Source organism: Salifodinibacter halophilus (genome assembly GCA_012999515.1).
GTDB lineage: Bacteria > Pseudomonadota > Gammaproteobacteria > Nevskiales > Salinisphaeraceae > Salifodinibacter > Salifodinibacter halophilus.
Genome location: JABEEB010000001.1, coordinates 1,722,895 through 1,743,787 on the forward strand (window position 1 = coordinate 1,722,895; position 20,893 = coordinate 1,743,787).

The following is a 20,893-nucleotide window of genomic DNA, read 5'->3' on the forward strand; positions in this document are numbered from 1 at the left end:
TTATCGAAGTCGCTTGCGACTGATTTCGCCAACGTTGCCAGATCGAGCCATCGGCGTTACAACCCCGTATTGGATTGACCAAAGGCGAGCAAGCAATGGCGCGCGCAATCGAAATCTCCAGCGACGACGGCATGATCGATGCCCACGTCTTTACGCCGGGTAGCGCCAGCGGCGCCTATCCCGGTATCGTGCTGTTTCCCGATATTGGCGGGGTGCGGTCGTCGTATTACGACAAGGCTCAGATCATCGCCGACGGCGGCTACGCGGTGCTAATGCCCAACATTTATTACCGCGACGTTACCGGGCCGGCCGTGCCCGCAGGCAAGTCATTTCGCGACGACGATGTGCGGCCGACGCTTTTCGAGTATGCCGGGCGGTTGACGCCCGAGGCACAAAAGCGTGATACCACCGCGCTGTTGGCGGCGATCGAGCGTGAGCCGGAATTCCAGGGCACGCCGATCGGCGTGGTTGGCTATTGTTTGACCGGTGGTTTTGCGCTTCGCATGGCGGCGGATCATCCGGCGGATGTGGCCGCAGCAGCCGGTTTTCATGCGGCCAATCTGGCAGTTGCTGACGACGACGCCAGCCCGGTCCATATCGTGGATCGTATCGGCGCGCGTGTATTTCTGGGCCATGCCGACGGCGATGCGTTGATGCCGCCCGAGCAGATCGCGCGCCTGGACGAAGCATTGGCTGCGTCGGCGGTCGATTTCACTACCGAGTTGTTCAAGGGCGCCGGGCATGGGTATACGGCGAACGATGCGCCGGTTTACAACAGGGGGGGCGACGCGCGCCACTACAAACGTCTGTTTACGTTGCTCGACGAAACAATCGCTTGAGATAAGGGCGCTTACCTTTGGTGTAGCGATAGTATCGTTTTTTAGCGCGCAATCCGCTAGGCTTGGCCCAAAATAAAAACGAATAAGCCATGCATACGATGATCGGCGCCGGCCGGCGACTTGCGGTGTGTGTTTTGTTGGTGATGCTGGCGCACACCGCGGCTGCCGCTTCGCCACCGCCCGTGGAATTGGTCGACGACTATACGGATGGTCTCGATCTATCGAAATTCTGGGTTAGCGAAAAATACGACGGCGTCCGGGGCTACTGGGATGGCGAGCGTTTGTTAACCCGCGGTGGCCAGGTCATTCATGCGCCGGCATGGTTTACCCAGGGTTGGCCGGATCAGCCGATGGATGGCGAGCTCTGGGTTGGTTACGGGCGCTTTGCGGCGGCCTCGGGTATCGCTCGCAGCGAGCAGTCCAGCGATAAGGCGTGGCATAAGGTTAGTTACCGCGTGTTCGACTTACCCGCGCACAGCGGCGATTTCAATGCGCGTGTGCCAGCCATCCGCCGCGTCGTCGCGACAATCGATCAGCCGTGGGTTGTTGCCATACGCCAGTTTCATGTGCCGACCCAAGCTGCGTTAGAGGCCGCGCTCGAACGTATCCACGCACGCGGCGGCGAAGGATTGGTGCTGCATCGCGGTGATGCGCCGTATCGAGCCGGGCGCCATGTAGGCCTTTATAAGCTCAAACCCTACCGCGACGCCGAAGCGCGCGTCGTTGGCTATAACCCTGGCGAAGGTCGGCTCGACGGCATGATGGGGTCGCTGGAAGTCGAAACGCCCGACGGCCGGCGCTTTGCCATTGGCACGGGATTTAGCGACGATGAACGCGCTGATCCGCCGCCAATTGGCAGTTGGGTCACGTATCGCTTCAATGGGCGCACGAGCACCGGTCTGCCACGGTTTGCGCGATTTTTGCATCGTCGGCCGGGTGGCCCGCCGCCAGAGGTTGGTCCTGTGGAGGACAAATCGCACTGACGGATCAGCCGCCCAGCGCCCATCGACTCTCGGTGATACCGGCTAGGCGGCTAATGATTTTGCTTGAATTGTCGCAGCGCCCGGCGCTGTTTCCGATCGGGGCGGCCCTGTGGTGTTGGCGTGGTATGCCGTGTCGCCCGCCGCGCAGCAGCTTCGCGTTCGCGACGGTCGTGGCTGGCCTGGGTTTCGGTGTATAGCTTTTCGGCCTCAGTCGCCGGGCCGCGCTGTTCGCTGATCGCCTGCACATCGACCTCGAACATCTGTTGGTCTTTGGTGATATGAAGCCGGTCACCCGGGCCAACGCCGCTGGCGGGCTTGGCTTTTGTGCCATTCAGCTCGACCTTGCCGCCCTTAATCGCGCTATGCGCCAGACCGCGCGTCTTGAAAAAGCGTGCGGCCCAGAGCCAACGATCAATGCGGGCTTTTGGGGACGAGGGTGACTGCTCGTTGCGCTTTGCTTTCGCCATAGCCAGACTGTGCCTGTGTCGTCTAACAATCGCCAACCGTGTTCGGCCGCTTCAAACTGAATTACAGACTGCGGATCGAGGCTACGGGCGCTCGCGTTATTGTTGGGCGGCCGACGCCGGCGTTTGTGCGCGCGGTTCGCGAGATCGCGCAGCTCCATAAGATTGAGCGCGGCGAGATCGATTGCCGCGGTACCGGTGCCAACGCGCGACTTCGTTTTTCGCGCGATTTTCCGGACCGTGGCCGTCAGGCGATCCGCAACGTTTGGCAGGAACCGACCGCGCCGGCACCGACGCCTGGGCGTCGCGCCAACGGCTGAGTCGGTGCTAGCCAGCCGCCGTTGTCAGCTCTTCAGCTGGTTCGGTGGGGATAAAGCGGTAATACTCGATGCCTTTATCGCAGAAGTCAGTGGTATGCGTGTTACCGATGCGGTCGACAACGAACTCGTCGAAAGCTGGTGTTGACGCGAAATCCACCGGCTGGCCGTCGTGCAAGGCGATGTACTGCTTTTCACTGAGATCTCTCGGCTCGGTGAGCGCACTATCGAAGTTGATTTGTGCGGCGGCACGTTGCCAGCCGTCGACGACCCGCATGGGCAGTGCTTCGGCGGCATCGCCGCTCCCGTAGCCAAGTGTCAGCCATTGCTGGCCGGCGATTTGGATATTGTTAGTCAGTGCCTCGGCGAGGCCGGCGGCCAGCCATGCGGGTAGTGCTGCCGTGTAGAGATTGCCAAGGTCGCGCATGCGTTCACTGCCGAGCGTGAGCTTATCGTCTACGAGATCGCTCCAGAGATCGGTTTTGCGTAGAAAACGTAGAAGCTCGGCGGCCTGCGGGAACGCGTCTTCGCTGCATGCGCCGTTGGCCACACGCTGGCGCATGTCCGGCGCGGTGCTGGCTAATTCATTGAATGCGGCGTCGGCGTCGACGCCGGCGCGCGCGCAATAGTCGTTTAGTTCGGCTCGGCAATCGGCATCCCCGTCGGCGAGCGCGAACAGATAGGCCATGGCCCAGCCAGCGGACGGCATGCGGTGATAAGGCCGGTGCATGAATACTTGATCGACGGTGTGGAAATAGTCGGCGCCTCGGCCGCCGTATTTCACAAGCATGTCGTTGATCGCGTGTCGCGTGGCGTCGACGTAGCAGCTTGTTGAGTAACGCCCATTGAACACGGGTAGGTCCTGCATCTGGCCATCGGCGCGTGCTGTTTGACCGCGGAAACGCGCGAACGGCTTGCGAAAGTCGGCGATCCGGTAGTCGGAGTCGCTGCCGGCGCGCGCCAGGTCGACTTCCAGCATGGCTGGTTCGCTTTCCAGCAGCATTGCCACGGCCCCGGCGCCTTGGGTCGGTTCACCACTGCTGCCGCGTTCATATTCGGCGACATCGGCGCAGACTACGATTGCCTTTTGCCCAGCGCCGTCCGCTGCCAGATAGCGCAGCGCACCCTTCATGGCATACACGCCGCCCAGGCAGGCGTGTTTGTACTCTGGTACTTCGCAGGCGCGGGCCAGCGGCGAATGCGCGTGATTGGCCAGAGCATCGTCCAGCATGCCCTTAACGATGACGGCGCCTGCTGCGTTGTCGCTCGATGATTCCGTGCCGAGCGCGAGATAACCGACTGTTGCCGGGTTGATATCGTACGCCTCGATCAAACGCCAGACGGCGTTGGCGGCCAGCGTGTAGACGCTTTGTTGTGGCCCGCGCATACGAAAACTGCGGCCAATGACCTTTTCAATTTTGGTCCAAGGTTGGTCGTTCCATTCACACCAGTCGGCGAGGTTGACGCGGTAAGGCGGGGTGTAAACAGCCAGTCCACTGATCCCGGGCATAACGATCTCCACAGTGGCGTTCGGCACAAAACGCACAAGAATTTTATACCCGCTAGTTTATCAAATGCTGCGTTATGCAACCTTTTGTTGCAGCGCAGCAAGGCGCTTTTAAGGTGTTTTTGTTGGCTTGTGATGGCGGTATTTCCATCAAACGTCAGGAGGTGTCAAATGCGTAAGGAAAAGGCACAATGCACGCGGCTGCGTAGCCGTGTAGTTGATACTCCCGTTTTTGACGACGCTTTTTGATGATTGCTGACTCGACACCGATATGTGCCCGTGCACACGCCAACATCGCCCTGATTAAGTACTGGGGGAAGCGTGATGCCGCACTCAATTTGCCGGCTGTGGGGTCAATCTCGATCACGCTCGCTGATTTATACACCGAGACGGCGTTGACCTGGCATAACGCGGCGACCGATACGGCGACACTCGATGGTCAGCCGGTCGAAAGCAAACGCATCAGCCACGTCATGGATCTTATACGCGCGCTGGCAGACACGGACCAGCGTGCTGCGGTCACCTCGACGAATAACTTCCCCACTGGCGCTGGGTTGGCGTCGTCGGCGTCCGGTTTTGCCGCACTTGTGGTATCCGCGTGTGCCGCTGCCGGGCTCGAGCTATCGACGCGAGAGCTTTCAATACTGGCACGCCAGGGCTCGGGCTCGGCTGCGCGCTCGATCGAGGGTGGCTTTGTCGAAATGCACCGAGGTCATCGCGCCGACGGCACCGATGCTTATGCCGCACCGTTGGCAGACAAGGATAGTTGGCCGCTGGAAGTTGTGGTGGCGATCACCACGCGCGCGCAAAAAGCCGTCGACTCGACCACGGGGATGACCGATACGGCCACGCGATCGGATTTTTTCGACGCTTGGGTGGCCGGCGCCGACGGCGATCTCGACGCGGCGCGCGAGGCCATCGCGAACCGCGACTTCGATGCGTTGGGTGCGCTGTCCGAACGAAGCTGTCTGAAAATGCACGGCTTGATGTTGTCGACTGGCGACGGGCTGATCTATTGGTCATCGGCTACGGTCGCGGCGATCCACGAAGTGCGCAAACTGCGCGCCGAGGGGGTGCCGGTTTATTTCACGATCGACGCCGGGCCGCAGGTTAAAGCGCTTTGTGCTCCCGGTTACGGCGCCATGGTTGCCGAACGCCTGGGCGCAGTTGTCGGTGTTGAAGCGGCACAGTTGATGGGACTCGGCCCGGCCGCACATGTGATCGCGTGAGCATGGATGGGGTTTTCCGCTCGATGTCCGCTTGCCTCGTAAAATCCAGGTCCGGCTGAATCAGTGTGTAACGCGGTAATTGAAGTCAGCGCGCCGGGCAAGTTATTTCTTGTTGGCGAATATGCGGTACTCGACGGTGCACCTGCGCTACTGACCGCCGTCGATCGGCGTGCAACAGTTCGATTAGTCCCGAGCACGTCTGGTGCTTGGACGCTGAGCGCGCCGGGCATCGGCGATGGTTTTTTCGAATTGAACGCAGACGGCTCGCCGCCGGCCGACGCTACCCCGCAGACGCGGCACGACCTGCGTGTATTCGATGCCTGTCGTCATGAATCAGTGGCGATGTTCGGGCAGCCGTCGTGGCCGTGTGCCATAACCATCGACTCACGCTCTTTTTCGGCTGATGGCCATAAGCTGGGGCTGGGCTCAAGTGCGGCCGTTTCGGTCGCTTTGTGTCAGGCTTTAGCGGTGGCCTCGGGTGCTGCGCCGACATGCGCCGAGCTTATGGATTTGGCGATCCGGAGTCATCGACGTGCCCAGGGTGGGCATGGCAGCGGAGGCGACGTTGCCGTCTCGGTTTATGGTGGGCTGATCCGTTATCAAGCCGGCGTTACTGTTGAGCCGCTGACCTGGCCGACTGGTCTGGATGCCGCCGTAGTTGCGACCGGTACAGGCGCGGATACCACCGAGTTGGTTGGCCAGGTCAAGGCTTTGGCCGAGGCCGAACCGGCAACCTATGCGCGTGTCATGGGCCAGCTGTTCGAGCGTGCCGAATCGGCACGTGACGCCACGGCCGATGTCGATGATTTCGTCCAGCTCTGCCGGGATTATTTCGAGGCGCTGATCGAACTGGATTATCACGCGCAGGCGGGCATCGTGACGGATTTGCACCACCGTTTTGCGGCACGGGCGGACGACAACGGTGCGGTATTCAAGTCGTGTGGCGCCGGCGGCGGCGACGTGGGGCTCGTTTTCGCCCGGTCCGATCAGTTGGCGACGCCGTTGTCGCAATTATTCGACGATAGCTTTGGCCAGGTCGTCGACTTGGCGATGAATGCGCCCGGTGTCCGGGTTGAGCACAGTTCGTGATTATCACGAGGAGACGTCGACTCAAAGCCAGATGAGGCCGGCCAGCTAGCGACGTATAAGTGCTCGGCCGCTAAGCGCGTGTCAGCGCTCGCGTTCGCTGGTGAATTGCTGCATCAACGCTAGCGTTTGGTCACAGACGTGGTGCTCGATCCCTTCGGCGTCCTGCCGCGCGTTGATATCGTCCACGCCGAGCGCATGGAGAAAGCGCAGCACGACCGCGTGGCGCTCGCGCGCACGCGCGGCCATGCGTGCGCCTGCGTCGGTCAGAAAAATCGACCGATATGGTTGACTCGTAACCAGGCCGGCATCCGAGAGTCGGCGTACCATCTTGGCGACCGTGGCGTGCGCGACGTCCATCCGCTGCGCGAGGTCGACGGCCCGGGCTTCACCGTTGGCTGCGATCAGGTCGCCGATCATCTCGACATAGTCTTCGATCAGCTCGGTTTCGTGGGCTTCACGCACGTAACGGTGCTGCCGCGCGTGAGTGGCAGCATCCACTAACTCGCTCGCAGAAGAACGTTGTGAGTGGTCGGAAGTGTTCATACTTTCGGCGTGCTCGGGCTTGTCCATATTTTACCGCGAGCGGTGTGCCGAGGTCTCGTACATAACGGCGGCCCGGCGTGCGTACGCTAAAATACCGCACGACCCCCGGCATACGGGCCGGGTCGTTTCGGAGCGTTGTTTTGGTTTGTTCGCGTTTCCCTGGATTTTATAAACAGTCGATTTCGGACCGACTAGCTGCGCTGCAAGCCAGCGGCGTGGCCGTCGACGCTGACTATCAGTCGTTGCGCGCGGGGCAGCAGGTTATTGACGTCGCAGCGGCCGATCGACTGGTAGAAAACGTGATTGGCGTTTTCGGCCTGCCGTTGGGGCTTGGTCTGAATTTCATCGTTAACGGGCGCGAGCGCGTGGTTCCCATGGTCGCCGAGGAGCCATCGATCATGGCCGCGGTCAGCTCGGCGGCACGCGTTGCTCGATCCAGCGGCGGTTTTACCGTCGAAGTTGGTCCGCGGCTTCTGACTGGACAGATCCAGGTCAACGACGTGCCCGATCCCGACGCCGCGCGCACTGCACTCGAACAAAACGTCGAAGCGTTGGTCCGTGAAGCTAATGCCGTGCACCCTAAGATGGCCGCGCGCGGCGGCGGCGCGCGGCACCTGACCGTGGTTGAACATCGTCACACGCACTATTGTGGCTCGATGTTGGTTGCGCATCTGGCTGTGGATACGCGTGACGCCATGGGAGCTAATTTGGTCAACACCATGTGCGAAGCCATCGCGCCGTCGATCGCCGAATTGACCGGTGGTGCGATCGGCCTGCGCATCTTGTCGAACCTAAGCGATGAAGCGTTGGTCCGAGCCCGGGTGCGGCTGGAACCGGCACAACTCGCGAGTAGCAACCACACGGGCGAAGCGGTCCGTGATGGCGTGGTGCGCGCCGGTGAGTTCGCCGAGGTTGACCCGCACCGCGCGGCGACCCATAACAAGGGCATCATGAACGGCGTCGATGCGGTGGCGATTGCGACCGGCAATGACTGGCGTGCCGTTGAGGCTGCGGCCCACGCATATGCAGCGCGCGACGGCCGCTACCGTGCCTTGACGCGCTGGACGCCTGACGATGGCGCGCTTGTTGGTGAGCTGGTGATGCCGATGAAAGTGGGTACTGTCGGTGGGCAGATCGAGTCCAATCCCGCGGTTGGAATTGCCCACCGCATTCTGGGTGTCGAAAGCGCTGCCGATCTGGCCGGAGTCATGGGTGCGGTCGGCTTGGCGCAGAATTTCGCTGCCCTGCGCGCGCTCGCGACCGAAGGCATCCAGTCTGGCCATATGAGTCTGCACGCGCGTAGCGTGGCGGCGGCCGCCAATGCCGACGACTCGATCTTTGAGGAAGTGGTCGCCCGGCTGATCGAAGGCGGCGAGATCAAGACTTGGAAAGCCCGTGAGATCGTCGATGAATTAACCGCCGGCCAGGGACACAACCAAGGTCAAGTCGCGAGCCAAACGCCGACGTCTGGTACGCACGACATCGCCCCGCACAGAATCGAAACGGCTGAAGCCAAGGGCTTTGGCAAGATTATCCTGCTGGGTGAACATTCAGTGGTTTACGGTCGGCGCGCGCTTGCGGTCCCGTGCCCATTGAAAATGCGCGCCACGGCAACGCTGCAAACCGGTGATTTCGAGTTGTCGATTCCGGCGTGGGACGCCTATGCTCGCCTCGGTGATCCGGCGCCCGCCATACGCTCGCTTCATGACTCGCTGGCGCTGATCGCCGAGCGTTTGGGTGTTGCTGGCTACGGCATGCACATTAACGTTACGCCTGAATTCCCGCGTGCCAATGGCCTCGGCGCATCGGCCGCGCTCGCTGTGGCGGTAATTCGTGCCGCGGCGCATTGTGCGGATGTCGATATGACTGACCATGCAGTCTCCGAACTGGCTTTCGAGTGTGAGCGCATCGCCCACGGTACACCGTCGGGTATCGACAATGCACTTGCCGCCTTTGGTGAGTCGATTGTCTATCAGCGTGACGCTGCCGGCGGCGAACCGTCTATACAGGCGTTACATGTCGCCGAGTCCTTACCGTTGGTCATCGGTTTCACCGGTGTCGCCACCTCGACGGCCGAGACCGTGGGCGCGGTACGTTCCGCGTGGCAGCAACACCCCGCGCGCTTTGACACGATTTTTGACCAGATCGACGAGCTGGCCGGCGCCGGCATTGACGCGCTCGCGACTGGTGATGCGGCCGAGCTCGGTGGGTTGATGAATATCGACCACGGTTTGCTGAACGCGCTTGGCGTGTCGTCCGGACCGATTGAGCAGATTGTGGCTATTAGCCGCGAAGCCGGTGCGCTGGGTGCGAAACTAACCGGTGGCGGCGGTGGTGGCGCGGTGATTGCACTCGCAGCCGATACCACGGGCCGTGATCATATCGCGCACGCTATTCGTGACGCGGGATTCGACGCGGTCGAGACGTGGCTGCGTTAACTGACTGAATGTGAATTGCGTAGGAGCAAATCCATGCACGACGACGAGATGACGGAATCAGCGCCCCAGATATCGTTTACCGATGAGCCGCTGATCCTGGTCGATTCCAACGACCAACCGGTCGGCACCATGGCCAAGGAAGAGGCCCACCGCGGCGAAGGTGTGCTGCACCGGGCGTTTTCCATTTTTATATTCAATCCGGCTGGTGAAGTTCTGTTGCAACAACGGAGCGCCGATAAGGCGCTGTGGGGTGGCTACTGGGCGAACAGTTGTTGTAGTCATCCGCGCCGCGGTGAAGCGATGGATGCGGCCGTGTGTCGCCGACAACACGAAGAACTGGGTCTGGATCCGGAGCCAACCTATCTGTATCGCTTCGAGTATCACGCGCAATTCGGCGAAGCCGGTGCGGAACACGAACTGTGTTCGGTTTTCGTTGGTTGCAGCAACCGGACGCCCGCCGTCAACGCGAACGAAATCGAAGCTACAGCCTGGCTATCGCCTGCGGCGCTCGACGAAGCATTGGCCTCCGAGCCGGAGCGTTACAGTCCGTGGCTGAAACTCGAGTGGCCGCGGATTCGGCGCGATCACTGGTCGACAGTCGAAGCATTGATTACCGCCGCCGGCTAGCGACTTTCTGTCCGTGACGTGGGCGCGGACATCGCGACGTTGAAACCAGTCGGGGTGGTATGGCGACGTGTACCGGGTCAGAGCGTGCCGGTAGGCTGCTGGACTGGTGGCGTCGCTGTCAGCGTTTGTAGATGCGTCCGCGCCAAGCGCTGCGTCGGCCGCGCCAGTAGCGGATGGCCGAAACCCAGGTCATGGCTAAATACATGCATCCGACAGCCGGCAACTGGAGTGCCCGCGCCAGCGACTGACGGTAGTAAGCCAGGGTCGGCAAAAAGCTGGCCACCATCGCCATATAGCCAATGACACCGGCTGCGCGCGCGGCCGGATCCGGCGTTAATACACCCGCGATGGGAGCGATGAACAACACCAACATAGCGGCTGTCGCAGCTAACAGGAGCAGTGTCGAGTAGCCGAGCTGGCTGAATGCCGAGCGCGCGACCATATCGCGTATGCCAGCGAAATCGTCGTAACCGCGCAGACTGACCGCCGCCCGGGTGACGCCCAGCCAGGTTCGGCCGCCTGCGGCGCGGACTTTCGCCGCGAGTGTGCAATCGTCAATGATTGCGCCGGCCAGCGCGCCGAAGCCGCCGATACGTTCAACGGCCGCCGCGTTGATCAACACGCAGCCGCCGGCGGAGGCTGTGACATACCGCGACCCGGCGTTCGATAACGCGAACGGATATAACAGCTTGAAGAAATAGATAAACGCCGGAATCAGCAGCTTCTCGACGGGTGCCTGCATCCGAAGATGGGCCATCAGCGATACCAAGGTGCGGTTGTCGCGTCTGGCTTTGTCTCGTAGGCCGGCTAGTGTGCCGGGTGCGAGCTGGATGTCGGCATCGAGCAGCACCAGCCACGGGGAGGCTGTTTGCTGCCAGGCATGTTCCAGTGCCCAGAGTTTGCCTGTCCAGCCATCGGGTAGAGGGGGTACCTCGACAACGGTAGGAGCAGCGGGATGTTCGTGTGCGATCCGTGCGGTGTCGTCGCTCGACTGGTCGTCGGCGACAATCACCGACAGGTTGTGGCCTTGTGAGGTTAGGCCATCGAGTACCGCGCCCAGTGTCTGGCTTTCGTCACGGGCCGGGATCAGGACTGTGACGTCATCCAGATTATGGTGGGTGTCGGCGGCGTCAGCCTCGAAGGTCTCGCGCATGCGCCACGGCTGCCACGGCAGGGCGAGCATGATCAGCCATGCAAGCGCGGCGGCAGTGGCAACTCCGGTCAGCCAGGCGGTCATCGGCGATCATGAAAATGGCCCGAACCGACGACAGTCGGTTCGGGCCTAATGAGCAACGTTTGGGAACAGGCCTTACGCGTCTTCGTGTTCGCGTTCTTCGGTTTCGACCTGTGTGCTGGTGCTCTCACGCTTGCCGATCGACGAGATCGGTACCTTGGTCGCCGTCGCGTCGGCGCGGGCCTGCTCGTCGTAGACGACCGGCGGATCGCCAGCGAATGCACCGCTCAGCTTGGAGCCGCGCAACTTGACCTTGAGCGATTTCAGGGGATGGCTGAAGGTATCCTCGATGGCCGTTCCCTCGTAGCCGCAATGTGCCATGCAGTTATCGCACTTCGGGTTGCGGCCGACGCCGTAGGAATCCCAGTCGGTGTTTGCCATCAGGTCCTTGAAGGTTGGCTCGTAACCTTCGTCGACCAACAGGTAACACGGTTTTTGCCAACCGAAGATATTGTAGGTCGGGTTCGACCAGGGGGTGCACTGGTACGACTGGTTGCCTGCCAGAAAGTCGAGATAAAGCGGTGAGTGGTTGAGTGGCCACTTGCTGCCGCGCTCGCGACCATGCGAGAAGATGTCGCGGAACAATTGCTTGGATTTGTCGCGACCCATGAACACGTCCTGGCTCGGGGCGTGGTCGTAGGAAAAGCCTGGCGAGGTCATGATGCCTTCGATGCCGAGTTCGGTCGCGTAGTCGAAAAAGTCCGCGACTTCCTTGGGAACTTCGCCGTCGAACAGCGTGCAGTTCACAGTTACGCGAAAGCCTTTGTCGCGTGCGGTTTGGATCGCGTCGATCACCTTGTCGAATACGCCCTCGCGGCAGACTGATTCGTCGTGGCGTTCACGCAGGCCGTCCAGATGGACCGACCAGGTAAAGTAGGGCGAGACCGGGTAATCGTCCATCTTCTTCTTCATCTGGATCGCGTTTGTACACAGGTACACAAACTTCTTGCGATCCACGATGCCTTGTACGATTTCCGGCATCTGCTTATGCAATAGCGGTTCGCCGCCGGGGATGGAAACCATCGGTGCGTCGCATTCATCGACCGCGCCCAGCGCGTCCTCGACGCTCATGCGCTGTTTGAGGATCTCTTTCGGATGGTCGATTTTGCCGCAACCCGCGCAGGCAAGGTTGCACTGGAAAAGTGGTTCCAGCATTAATACCAGTGGGTATTTTTTATTGGCTTTGAGTTTTTGCTTGATGATGTAGCTTGCAACTTTGTATTGCTGAATCATCGGTACGGCCATGCGAACCTCATCGTTTTGCGGGCGCGTGGAGCAACGTCATACACGCACCAGAAAGCTGTCAATGCTTCATCATACAAGCACTTAGCGCTGATTGCGAACGTTTGGCGTGGTTGCGGCGGTGAATGCGGGGTTGGTGCAACTGGGTGCAGTGCCGTTGAGCATGGCCGATGGTTTCAACCCGTCTGCGTCCTGAACCCAGGACAGCCGGTCTCTGTGGCGTTTCGGCCCGAAAGGCCGCTTGGGTAATCGATTTCCGATCCACGGCTCATAAGCGGCGTCCGGAGTCGCATCGACAGCGGGCCGAGCAGCGTGGCCCGAACGATGTAAGCGGCCGCGCATATCGGCAGGTGGTTACCGTTGCCATTGGCGGTTTAGTCCATCCCAGCGGTATGCCGGGCGGTGCGCCAACGTTCGTGTTATTGGGTCGATTTGTTCAGATAGCGGTGGGCGTCGTACCAGGCGATCGCATCAGCAATGGCGTCACGCGCCGGCCGTGCTGCGTAACCGAGCTCCTTGGCCGCACGTTGATACGAAAAGAACATGTGTTTGCGCGCGAGTTTGACACCGTCGACCGTTACGAACGGTGGCTTGCCGGTCAGACGTGCCGCCGCTTCCGCGGCATAGGCGATCGGCATGACCACGCCGTGTGGGATGCCAATACGCGGTGGCGGTCGGCCCGTTAGATTGGCGATCAGTTTCAGGATGCTGGCCAGCGTCATGTCCTCGCCGCCAAGCACATAATGTCGGCCGCTTACGCCATGGGCGTGGGCGAGTATGTGACCGCGTGCTATGTCGTCGACATGGACGATATTTAAGCCGGTGTCCACGTAGGCTGGCATGCGGCCGGCAGCGGCGTCGCGGATCATCTGCCCGGTCGGTGTGGGCTTGTGGTCGCGCGGGCCGACGGGGGCGGATGGGTTGACGATGACGATATCCATATCGTCGGCAGCAAACGTGCGGGCGAGGTCTTCGGCTATGAACTTCGACCGTTTGTAATGGCCGATCATGTCGGCGAGTTCGACCGGTGTGGTCTCGTCGCCGACACCCCCCGTGCTGGGTAGGCCGAGTGTGGCGACGCTACTGGTGTAGACAACCCGCGCGACCCCGGCTGCGCGTGCGGCCTCGAAGACGTTGCGCGTGCCGTCGACGTTATTGGCGTAGAGCTCAGCCGGGTCTTTCGCCCATAGTCGATAATCCGCAGCGACGTGGAAAACCGCGTCGCAGTCCGACATGGCGTGTGTTAGCGCCTCGCGGTCGTGCAGACTGGCGATCGTGGTTTCGATGTCGAGTTCGGCTAGCGCGCGCATATCGCTGGTCTCGCGCCGCAGGGCGCGCACCTCGAACCCGTCTCGCTGGGCGGCGCGGACTACCGCGCTGCCGACAAACCCCGTGGCGCCTGTGACCAGTGCTCGCATGTGCGTTATGCCTCGTCGTTCCGGGCCAGCCAGCACTGCGCAAAAGTGCCCACAATCCAGGCACTGAACAATGGCAGACCAACCGCGGCTAATAGAAGAAATGGAGCCTGCACCCCGAACAAGGTGATCAGCGGGAGCAGGTATAAAATGTCGTCGATCTCGAACCAGGTAAGTGTAGGCAGGCGAGCCCTGCTTTTTCTGAAATGCACGCGCATGACTTCGTGTATGACGGCGGTAAACGCAACGAGTGCGCCGCAGAAAATGCCCAGCCAGAGCGGCCATGTGCTGTCGTCGTAGCTAGCCAGTCCCAGCCCGAGGCCGACGAAAAGCAAGGCGTGAATCAGCCAGTCGGCAGCCAGCTTAAAAGCGTGGCCGAATCTCGTGGCGTCGTTGGTCGCGTGCGCCAGCTCATCGTCGGCGTGATCGATAAAGTTCGAAATGATGAATAAGAACGCGCCTATGTTGGCGGCGATGTAGCCCCCAAGCGCGAGCAAAAAGCACGCGACAAGCCCTAGCACCGCACGTGCTGCTTTGATGTGCGGCGGGCGCAGCCGTGTTGGACGAAATGACTCGATGAGCGTGCGCGCTAGTCGAGCATCAAGTGGTCTCGGCTCGTTGATCGCTGGCGTCGCTGCTGTTCTGGCGTTTGTTGCTGCCACGTCGCTTGGTCCCCACCTGCGGCTTGCGCCGGTCGGCGCCGCTTATTTTGTGTCCGCATTATATCGCCCTGATGCGATGCACTACAGCGTTGTGTGCGCCTCACGAGGCCTGATCGGCTGCGTCGGCGGCTGCGAGCAGCGCCGGCCGGGCGTGGCCGAGCGCGCGTTGGGCACTACGAAAGCCTGTGGCAGCCTGCTTCAGGCCGCGCAGTTCGGTGTGCAATTCGCGCCGTGCCGCGAGCAAGCAGCGGAGTAATTGACGCAGTGCCAAATGGCCGTCCGCAGCGACTGAGGCGCGTGCGCTGGCCGGTAGTGTAGTGCAGGCATCGTCAGCGATGGCGCGTATGGTCAGCATTGCTAGACCGTGCTCGGCGGCGACGCGAGCGATGGCCGCGCTTTCCATGTCGGCCGCTGAGGCTGCGGTATTGCGTGCCAATGCGGCTTTATCGTCGGTGGTGGCCAGTATGCTGGGCGCTTCAGCCATTAGCGTGTCTCGCGCCACCTGACAATCGGTGCTCATAGCCGAGGCAAGATGGTGACGCCAATCGGCATCGGTTTGGAGCCGCTCACCGTCGGCGGCAACCAATGTGCTTGGCAGCACTAAGGTGCCGGCCGGCAGTGACGGCTCGAGGCCGGCCGCGCTACCCCAGCTAATCAGGGTTTCTGCGCCGTCGGCCACCAGTTTGCGTGCGGTGGCTTTTGCCCGTGTCGCGCCGATGCCGGAGAGCGCCAGTTGGTGCCCGCCGGATAGCGTCGTGTGGCTACCGGCGCGCAGACGCGCGAACATCGCCGTCTCGGAGGGCAATGCCGCGACGATGCCGACGGGCACGTATCAGGTGTCCGTGGCCGTAACGCGTCGATATCGAGCCAGCGCCCAGAGCGGGAAGTAGCGCGTGTAACCGTGATATTTGAGATAGAACACGCGTGGGAAACCGGGGGCGGTGTGCTCGGGGTCGTGCCAGGCACCGTCGGCGCCTTGTCGGGCGATCAGCCACTCGGCGCCGCGATCGAGCGCAGGGCTGGGGTGCTCGCCAACGGCCATCAAGCCGAGCATTGCCCATGCGGTTTGGAAACTGGTTGCGATGTCGGCGCGGCCACGTGGCGGCTGCCAATAGCTGCCTTGGTCCTCGCCCCAGCTGCCATCGGCACGCTGCATCCCTTTGAGCCAGGTTATGGCCGACTGGATCCAGGGCTGGCTTAGGTCCTCACCCAGTGCGTTCACGGCCTCGAGTACTGACCATGTGCCGTAGATGTAGTTGGTGCCCCAGCGTCCGAACCAGGAGCCATCAGCTTCCTGTTCGCGCTTGATGTAGTTCAGCCCACGTTCGATGAACGCCTGATCCTCCGCCTCCGGACGCTGCATCAGCCCGAATACGGTCAGCGCACGCGCGGTGACGTCGACTGACGGTGGATCGAGTAGTGCGCCGTGGTCGGCGAACGGAATGGCGTTCAAGTAGGTGTGGTTGTTATCCGAATCGAAAGCGGCGACGCCGCCGTTGGACGACTGCATGCCGCGCAGCCAGTTGGCCGCGCGGGTCAGCGCAAAGCCGTAGCGTTCGGAATCGCCCGTGACTTGCAAGGCCCAGCCGATCATGGCGGTGTCGTCGAGGTCGGGGTAGTGGGCGTTCTGGTACTGGAATGGCCAGCCACCGCCGGGCAGATCTGGGTGTTCGTCGCGCCAGTCGCCCGGAGCGTCGAGCACTTGACGATCGCACAGCCAGTCAAGCCCGGCGCAGGCCGGCTCGCTGTTCGTATCGTCGTCGGCGGCCTGGAGCGCGAGCGCGGCGATACCGGTATCCCAAACCGGCGAGGCGCACGGTTGGACTGTGTCGGTGTCGCCCCGGTCGACGACCAGGTTGTCGATCGCACGTTTGGTAGATGCGCGGTCCGGATGGTCAGCGCTGTAGCCGAGTTCGCCGAGCGCTTCGTAGGCATTGACCATGGCCGGGAAGATGGCACCGATGCCGTGCTCCGAGTTGATCCGCTCGCGTATCCAGGCTTCGGCGCGTTTCATCGCGCGCTTTCGAACCATACCGGGGATGAATGGCTCGAAGCCGCGCCCAAGTTTATCCATGCGCTTGAATAAGCGGGAAATGGGGCCGCTGACAGCCGTAAATTCGCGTTGCTCTTCCGGAGGGGTGGTAAACAACTCGCGCACGTTCACGCCGCGCGGGTTGCGGGCCATGGCACGCAGGCTGGTCAGGATAAACAGCGGTACCATCACGGCCCGCGACCAGTACGAGACCTTGCTGATGTGGAACGGCGAAACGCGTGGCAGCAGCATCACCTCGACCGGAATGAACGGCACTGCCCGCCACGGCACCTGCCCGAACTGGGCCAGCGCGATCAGCGTAAAGACGTTGACGCCACCTGCGCCGCCGCGTGCCAGGATCGCTTCGCGGGCATGTCGCATGTGAGGGGCATCCGGGTCGTCACCCGCGATTTTGAGCGCGTAATAACACTTGACCGAGCAGGAAAGCTCCAGTTCGCCGCCGTAGTAAAGGGGCCAGCCGCCGTCGACACCTTGTTTTTGCCGTAGGAACGACGCGATGCGTGCTTCCCTGGTGCGGTCGATTTCGCCGGTGAAATGCATCATCAAGATGTATTCGGCCGGTATCGTGCAATCCGCTTCGCACTCATAGCACCAGTGGCCATCGTCGGCCTGGTCGGCCACGAGCCGGTCGCGGGCGCGTTTGATCGCGGCAGTAACCCCGTCCGGCCTCGTCGAGGCGGTGTGCGATGCGGCCTTGCTCTGGGCCGCCGGTTCGCTCTCGGTGACCGGTGCGCCCGGCTCGTCGGTCAGCTCCGGTGTCAGTGCGGGCAATGGCTTGGCGATCAGGTGGAACAGATGTCGCAGACGCTCGTTGTCGCCGACCGCGAGGTTAGTGGTGAAAATCGTCGCTTTGACCGTCCGGCGCGAGACTTTGACTTCTTCACCGTCGGTATACAGTGGGTTGGCGTGCAATTTCCGGAGCGTGAGCACCGCGAGGCCGATTGACCAGAGGCAAAAGCGTCGGATGCCGGTCTGATCCGAGGGCATGCTCAGGGTGTATTCCAGCGCGTTTCTCAAGTGGCCGTGTGCGACGGAGATCAGCTCGCGCATACCGGCAGCAAAGGCTTCGTTATCGGCCCGTGAGCGGGCGGAGCCGAGCCGTTCCAGGTCGAATCCGTGGCGGGCGAAGACATCCTGCGGGAGCCAGCATACGCCGCGGGCGTGGTCGGTCCAGATATCCTTGAGGATGTTGGTCATCTGCAAGCCTTGGCCGAAAGATACCGCCCACTGCGCCAGCGGTCGGTCGGTTTCGTCCAAGGCCGGCACATGGCCGGCAAATAACTCGGTCAACATCTCGCCAACTACGCCTGCCACGAAATAGCAGTAGCGATCCAGGTGGCGTTGTGTTGGTAAGCCATCGATGCTGGCTGCGCGCTCAAAGTCGGGCATGCCGTGGCACATGATGCGCACGCAGCGTGCGATAGCCCGCTGTTGGCGTGCGTCGAGCTCGGCCGTTACGGCCAGTACTGTGGCGGTGTTGCTGACCAGGCGAAGCTCGGCATCCGGCGTCTGGGCCGCGAGTTTGGGGGCCAGCATTTCGCCCAGTGCATGCCCGCCGGTCAGGTTCTCGACCACGGCGGTAAATTCGTCGTGCCAGTAAGCCTTATCGGCGGTCGGCAGCTCGGCGTCGTCCTCGATGGTGTCGGCAATCCGACACAATAGATAGGCGTTGGCTACCGCCGTATCTAGTGGCTTCGGGAGCTCGGGGATGGTCAGCGCGAAAGTTCGCGAGACCAAAGGCAGGATTTCATCCTGAAAAGCGAAGGCGTCGGTACCTTGTTCAGTTTCTGCCACGATTTCCGACATGTCTCGGCTCTTCCTTCGTTCGGGCATCGGGGCGATACGCCGATTCGTCCCGACGCATGACTATGCGATCATTACGCGGCCGCGAGGCGTTATCAACGCTAGCTCGTATCAGCGCCTCAAAAGTTGAGGCAGATTGTGTTGCCAATCCATTCGCGGGAGCGAACATTTAATTGACTGATTATACTAAACGTATCAACGACATGCTTGAGCTGAGCCTTCAGCCGGGTCAGCCAGGGCAGAATCAGCGGCTCGTCGAGGCCATGCGCTACAGCGTTTTAGGCGGCGGTAAGCGACTGCGTCCGAAGCTTGTTTATGCCACCGGGCAAGCCCTAGACGTGGCCGATTCACGGCTTGATGCGCCCGCTGCGGCAGTTGAATGCATTCATGCTTATTCGCTGGTGCACGACGACTTGCCGGCCATGGATGACGACGATCTCCGCCGTGGGCAGGCGACCACACATATCGCCTTCGATCCGGCCACTGCGATTCTTGCGGGCGACGCGCTTCAGGCGCGCGCATTTGAGATGCTGGCTGGTAACGAAGCGCTCGATTGCTCGGCGGGTGAGCGCAGTGAGCTCATCCGGTTGTTGGCCGAAGCTGCGGGTTGGCGCGGCATGGTTAGCGGCCAGATTAGCGATATGGCTGCCGAAGGTCAGGCCTTAACGCAGGAGCAACTGGAACACGTCCATGCCCGCAAGACCGGCGCGTTACTCCGTGCTTGCGTCTTGATGCCGGCCGCGCTGTGTCCGACATTGTCGCGTGATAGCCATGCTGCCCTGGATCGTTTCGCGACGCACATTGGTCTGGCCTTCCAGGTCCGTGACGATGTCATCGACGTGGAATCCTCGACCGAAACGCTGGGCAAGACCCAGGGGGCTGATGCAGCGCACCATAAGGCGACATACCCCGCGCTGATGGGGTTGGATGCTGCCAAGGCCTATGCCGAGCGATTGGTCGAAGACGCCTGTGCCGCCCTCGCCGAGATCGAGGGTCGAATCGATGGCGACACCGACGCACTCGAAGCGATCGCGCGGGCGATCGTCGAGCGCGAGAGTTAGCCGTTAGGAACGTTTCGGCCAGCGCACCGTATAGCGAAGCGAGGCGTTTGAATGCGCTTCGATCTCGAATTGCCAGCGTGCGTTCCCGGGCGACGTGTTGTCGGATGGTTGCGTAGCCGAGGTGACTTTCGCTTGCTTCGGCAGATGCTCATCCAATTTAACGGTCGCCGCGTTTGCCCCAGCATTGCGGAGTTTGATCGCTATCGTGCGCCGCTGTGTGTCGTTCTGGGTTTCGTCGGCGATGATCTGTCGTGTGCTGGTGACGTCGAAGGCTCGGCCCAGGTTCAAATCGACCTGGCCGCCGGCCGGTGTATTTGCAATCTGATCGGCGCCCAGTAGTGCAGCCGGGCGCTTGGCCGCGTAGATGCGAAAGGCGCCCGCGGGCAATGGCGCTTGGTCCGGGTTTTTGAAGCGCAAGCGCACCTCAGCATGGCGTCGATGTGGGGTTTTGTATTGGTCGTTGAAGCCGTTGTTGAACTTGAACGTGCGCGTGGCTTTGATTTGGTTGCGATGAATAATCGTGTAGGCCCGCGTCTGGCCGGCCGGTAGATTGAGCCCGTCGTCGAGCGTGTAACGGTAGCCTTGTCCAAGTTTTTTTGGCTTCGATGCTGCAGTACGTGAGCGTTTTGCTGCAGCCATCGTGGTTGGGCGTGGCTGATGGTTACCGACGCGGTTTATGTCGCCCGCGACAAGGTCGGCTTGGCTGGCATGAATGTCGGATTTCGACTTGTTGTGGACCACCGCGAGGCTGTGGAAGGTAAGCGTCTGATTGGCCGCATCGTATTCACCGGTTGTGCTTGCTTGCCAGTTCAGGCCACCGATCTGGTAGGTCGCCATGGGCTTCGTTTGGCCTGCTTGGTCGCTTTGCAAACGCAGCTCAAGCGTTCGCTCACTGTTGTGTTGTGCGGCCTGATCCGGCGCGGACCAGCTTATATCCCAGCGTGAATTCGGTGTGATCCGCAGGGTCTGTCCGTTGACGTCGACGTAGGCGGTGTCGTCAGTCACGGCGGTCAAGGTGCCGTGTTTTTCGTTGCTTGCCGGGTCGGTATCTTTGGATGCCTTGGCACGTGTCAGCGTGACTTGTTTGTCGATCCGGCGATGCAGCGGATCGTTCGGCGTCGGTGCTGATGCACCAGGTTTGACCTGGGTTAGCGACACGTTTTTATCAGCCAGCCAGAACGTGGCGGGTTGTAGATCGCCGATCACTGACCAGCGACTTTGGTTGGCACCTTCTTCAAGGTCGAGCGACTGTGAATCCGCGACTATGGCTGCGCCACTCGGATAGATCGCGAGATGATCGACAGACGGTGTCGCCGCCACGGTAGCCATCGGTGCGAGCGCCACGAAAATGGGGGCTAGGCGGCTAAAGGAAAAACCAGGCATCGTC

17 protein-coding genes and 1 pseudogene are annotated in these 20,893 nt (G+C 61.4%); 8 read left to right on the top strand and 10 right to left on the bottom strand.

Annotated elements, in window-relative coordinates; all coding sequences use genetic code 11:
• Window positions 1-95 precede the first annotated feature (95 nt).
• Both HKX41_07915 and HKX41_07920 read left to right on the top strand, forming a co-directional pair.
• The gene (locus HKX41_07915) at window positions 96-839 is read left to right on the top strand and encodes a dienelactone hydrolase family protein (protein NNC24081.1); all 744 of its coding nucleotides are present in this window, start codon (window positions 96-98) and stop codon (window positions 837-839) included.
• A 98-nt stretch (window positions 840-937) separates the two neighbouring features.
• The gene (locus HKX41_07920) at window positions 938-1,822 is read left to right on the top strand and encodes a DNA ligase (protein ID NNC24082.1); all 885 of its coding nucleotides are present in this window, start codon (window positions 938-940) and stop codon (window positions 1,820-1,822) included.
• 50 nt (window positions 1,823-1,872) lie between these two features.
• On the opposite strand, the gene HKX41_07925 is transcribed toward HKX41_07920, so the two are convergent.
• Entirely contained in the window at window positions 1,873-2,289 is a 417-nt protein-coding gene (locus tag HKX41_07925; GenBank protein NNC24083.1) for an RNA-binding protein, read from the bottom strand.
• A 38-nt stretch (window positions 2,290-2,327) separates the two neighbouring features.
• On the opposite strand from HKX41_07925, the gene HKX41_07930 reads away from it, so the two are divergent.
• Complete coding sequence (locus tag HKX41_07930; GenBank protein NNC24084.1) at window positions 2,328-2,606, top strand: DUF3634 family protein; 279 nt, start codon at window positions 2,328-2,330, stop codon at window positions 2,604-2,606.
• A gap of 7 nt (window positions 2,607-2,613) precedes the next feature.
• Here the strand turns inward: HKX41_07930 and HKX41_07935 are convergent, their stop codons facing one another.
• Complete coding sequence (locus tag HKX41_07935) at window positions 2,614-4,113, bottom strand: hydroxymethylglutaryl-CoA synthase (GenBank protein ID NNC24085.1); 1,500 nt, start codon at window positions 4,111-4,113, stop codon at window positions 2,614-2,616.
• A 245-nt stretch (window positions 4,114-4,358) separates the two neighbouring features.
• On the opposite strand from HKX41_07935, the gene mvaD reads away from it, so the two are divergent.
• The gene (gene mvaD, locus HKX41_07940) at window positions 4,359-5,339 is read left to right on the top strand and encodes a diphosphomevalonate decarboxylase (GenBank protein ID NNC24086.1); all 981 of its coding nucleotides are present in this window, start codon (window positions 4,359-4,361) and stop codon (window positions 5,337-5,339) included.
• A 63-nt stretch (window positions 5,340-5,402) separates the two neighbouring features.
• Window positions 5,403-6,428 carry a hypothetical protein gene (locus HKX41_07945; protein NNC24087.1) on the top strand — a complete coding sequence of 342 codons (1,026 nt, stop codon included), beginning with the start codon at window positions 5,403-5,405 and terminating at the stop codon, window positions 6,426-6,428.
• A gap of 81 nt (window positions 6,429-6,509) precedes the next feature.
• Here the strand turns inward: HKX41_07945 and mntR are convergent, their stop codons facing one another.
• Window positions 6,510-6,971 (bottom strand): manganese-binding transcriptional regulator MntR, encoded by a 462-nt coding sequence (gene mntR / locus HKX41_07950; GenBank protein ID NNC24088.1) that lies wholly within the window; start codon window positions 6,969-6,971, stop codon window positions 6,510-6,512.
• 140 nt (window positions 6,972-7,111) lie between these two features.
• Here mntR and HKX41_07955 point away from each other — a divergent pair, with 140 nt between their 5' ends.
• Both HKX41_07955 and idi read left to right on the top strand, forming a co-directional pair.
• A complete protein-coding gene (locus HKX41_07955; GenBank protein ID NNC24089.1) occupies window positions 7,112-9,409 on the top strand; it encodes a hydroxymethylglutaryl-CoA reductase, degradative in 2,298 nt (765 codons plus the stop codon).
• 48 nt (window positions 9,410-9,457) lie between these two features.
• Window positions 9,458-10,036: an isopentenyl-diphosphate Delta-isomerase gene (idi, locus tag HKX41_07960; protein ID NNC24090.1), complete on the top strand. Its 579-nt coding sequence runs from the start codon at window positions 9,458-9,460 to the stop codon at window positions 10,034-10,036.
• 118 nt (window positions 10,037-10,154) lie between these two features.
• Here the strand turns inward: idi and HKX41_07965 are convergent, their stop codons facing one another.
• The 6 genes and pseudogenes from HKX41_07965 to HKX41_07990 all read right to left on the bottom strand — a co-directional run bounded on the left by HKX41_07965 (window position 10,155) and on the right by HKX41_07990 (window position 18,448).
• Window positions 10,155-11,273, bottom strand: a complete 1,119-nt coding sequence (locus HKX41_07965; GenBank protein NNC24091.1) for a glycosyltransferase — start codon at window positions 11,271-11,273, stop codon at window positions 10,155-10,157.
• Between the two features lie 72 nt (window positions 11,274-11,345).
• Window positions 11,346-12,515, bottom strand: coding sequence for an adenosyl-hopene transferase HpnH (hpnH, locus tag HKX41_07970; protein ID NNC24092.1), 1,170 nt, complete (start codon window positions 12,513-12,515; stop codon window positions 11,346-11,348).
• 416 nt (window positions 12,516-12,931) lie between these two features.
• On the bottom strand, window positions 12,932-14,212 hold the full coding sequence (locus HKX41_07975) for an NAD-dependent epimerase/dehydratase family protein (protein ID NNC24093.1): 1,281 nt from the start codon (window positions 14,210-14,212) through the stop codon (window positions 12,932-12,934).
• A gap of 477 nt (window positions 14,213-14,689) precedes the next feature.
• Window positions 14,690-15,418: a purine phosphorylase gene (locus tag HKX41_07980; GenBank protein NNC24094.1), complete on the bottom strand. Its 729-nt coding sequence runs from the start codon at window positions 15,416-15,418 to the stop codon at window positions 14,690-14,692.
• Between the two features lie 3 nt (window positions 15,419-15,421).
• Window positions 15,422-17,392 carry a squalene--hopene cyclase gene (shc, locus tag HKX41_07985; protein ID NNC24095.1) on the bottom strand — a complete coding sequence of 657 codons (1,971 nt, stop codon included), beginning with the start codon at window positions 17,390-17,392 and terminating at the stop codon, window positions 15,422-15,424.
• 15 nt (window positions 17,393-17,407) lie between these two features.
• Window positions 17,408-18,448: pseudogene (locus tag HKX41_07990) on the bottom strand (squalene/phytoene synthase family protein).
• 200 nt (window positions 18,449-18,648) lie between these two features.
• Here HKX41_07990 and HKX41_07995 point away from each other — a divergent pair.
• A complete protein-coding gene (locus HKX41_07995) occupies window positions 18,649-19,506 on the top strand; it encodes a geranyl transferase (protein NNC24096.1) in 858 nt (285 codons plus the stop codon).
• Between the two features lie 3 nt (window positions 19,507-19,509).
• Here the strand turns inward: HKX41_07995 and HKX41_08000 are convergent, their stop codons facing one another.
• Window positions 19,510-20,889: a hypothetical protein gene (locus tag HKX41_08000; protein NNC24097.1), complete on the bottom strand. Its 1,380-nt coding sequence runs from the start codon at window positions 20,887-20,889 to the stop codon at window positions 19,510-19,512.
• Window positions 20,890-20,893 lie beyond the last annotated feature (4 nt).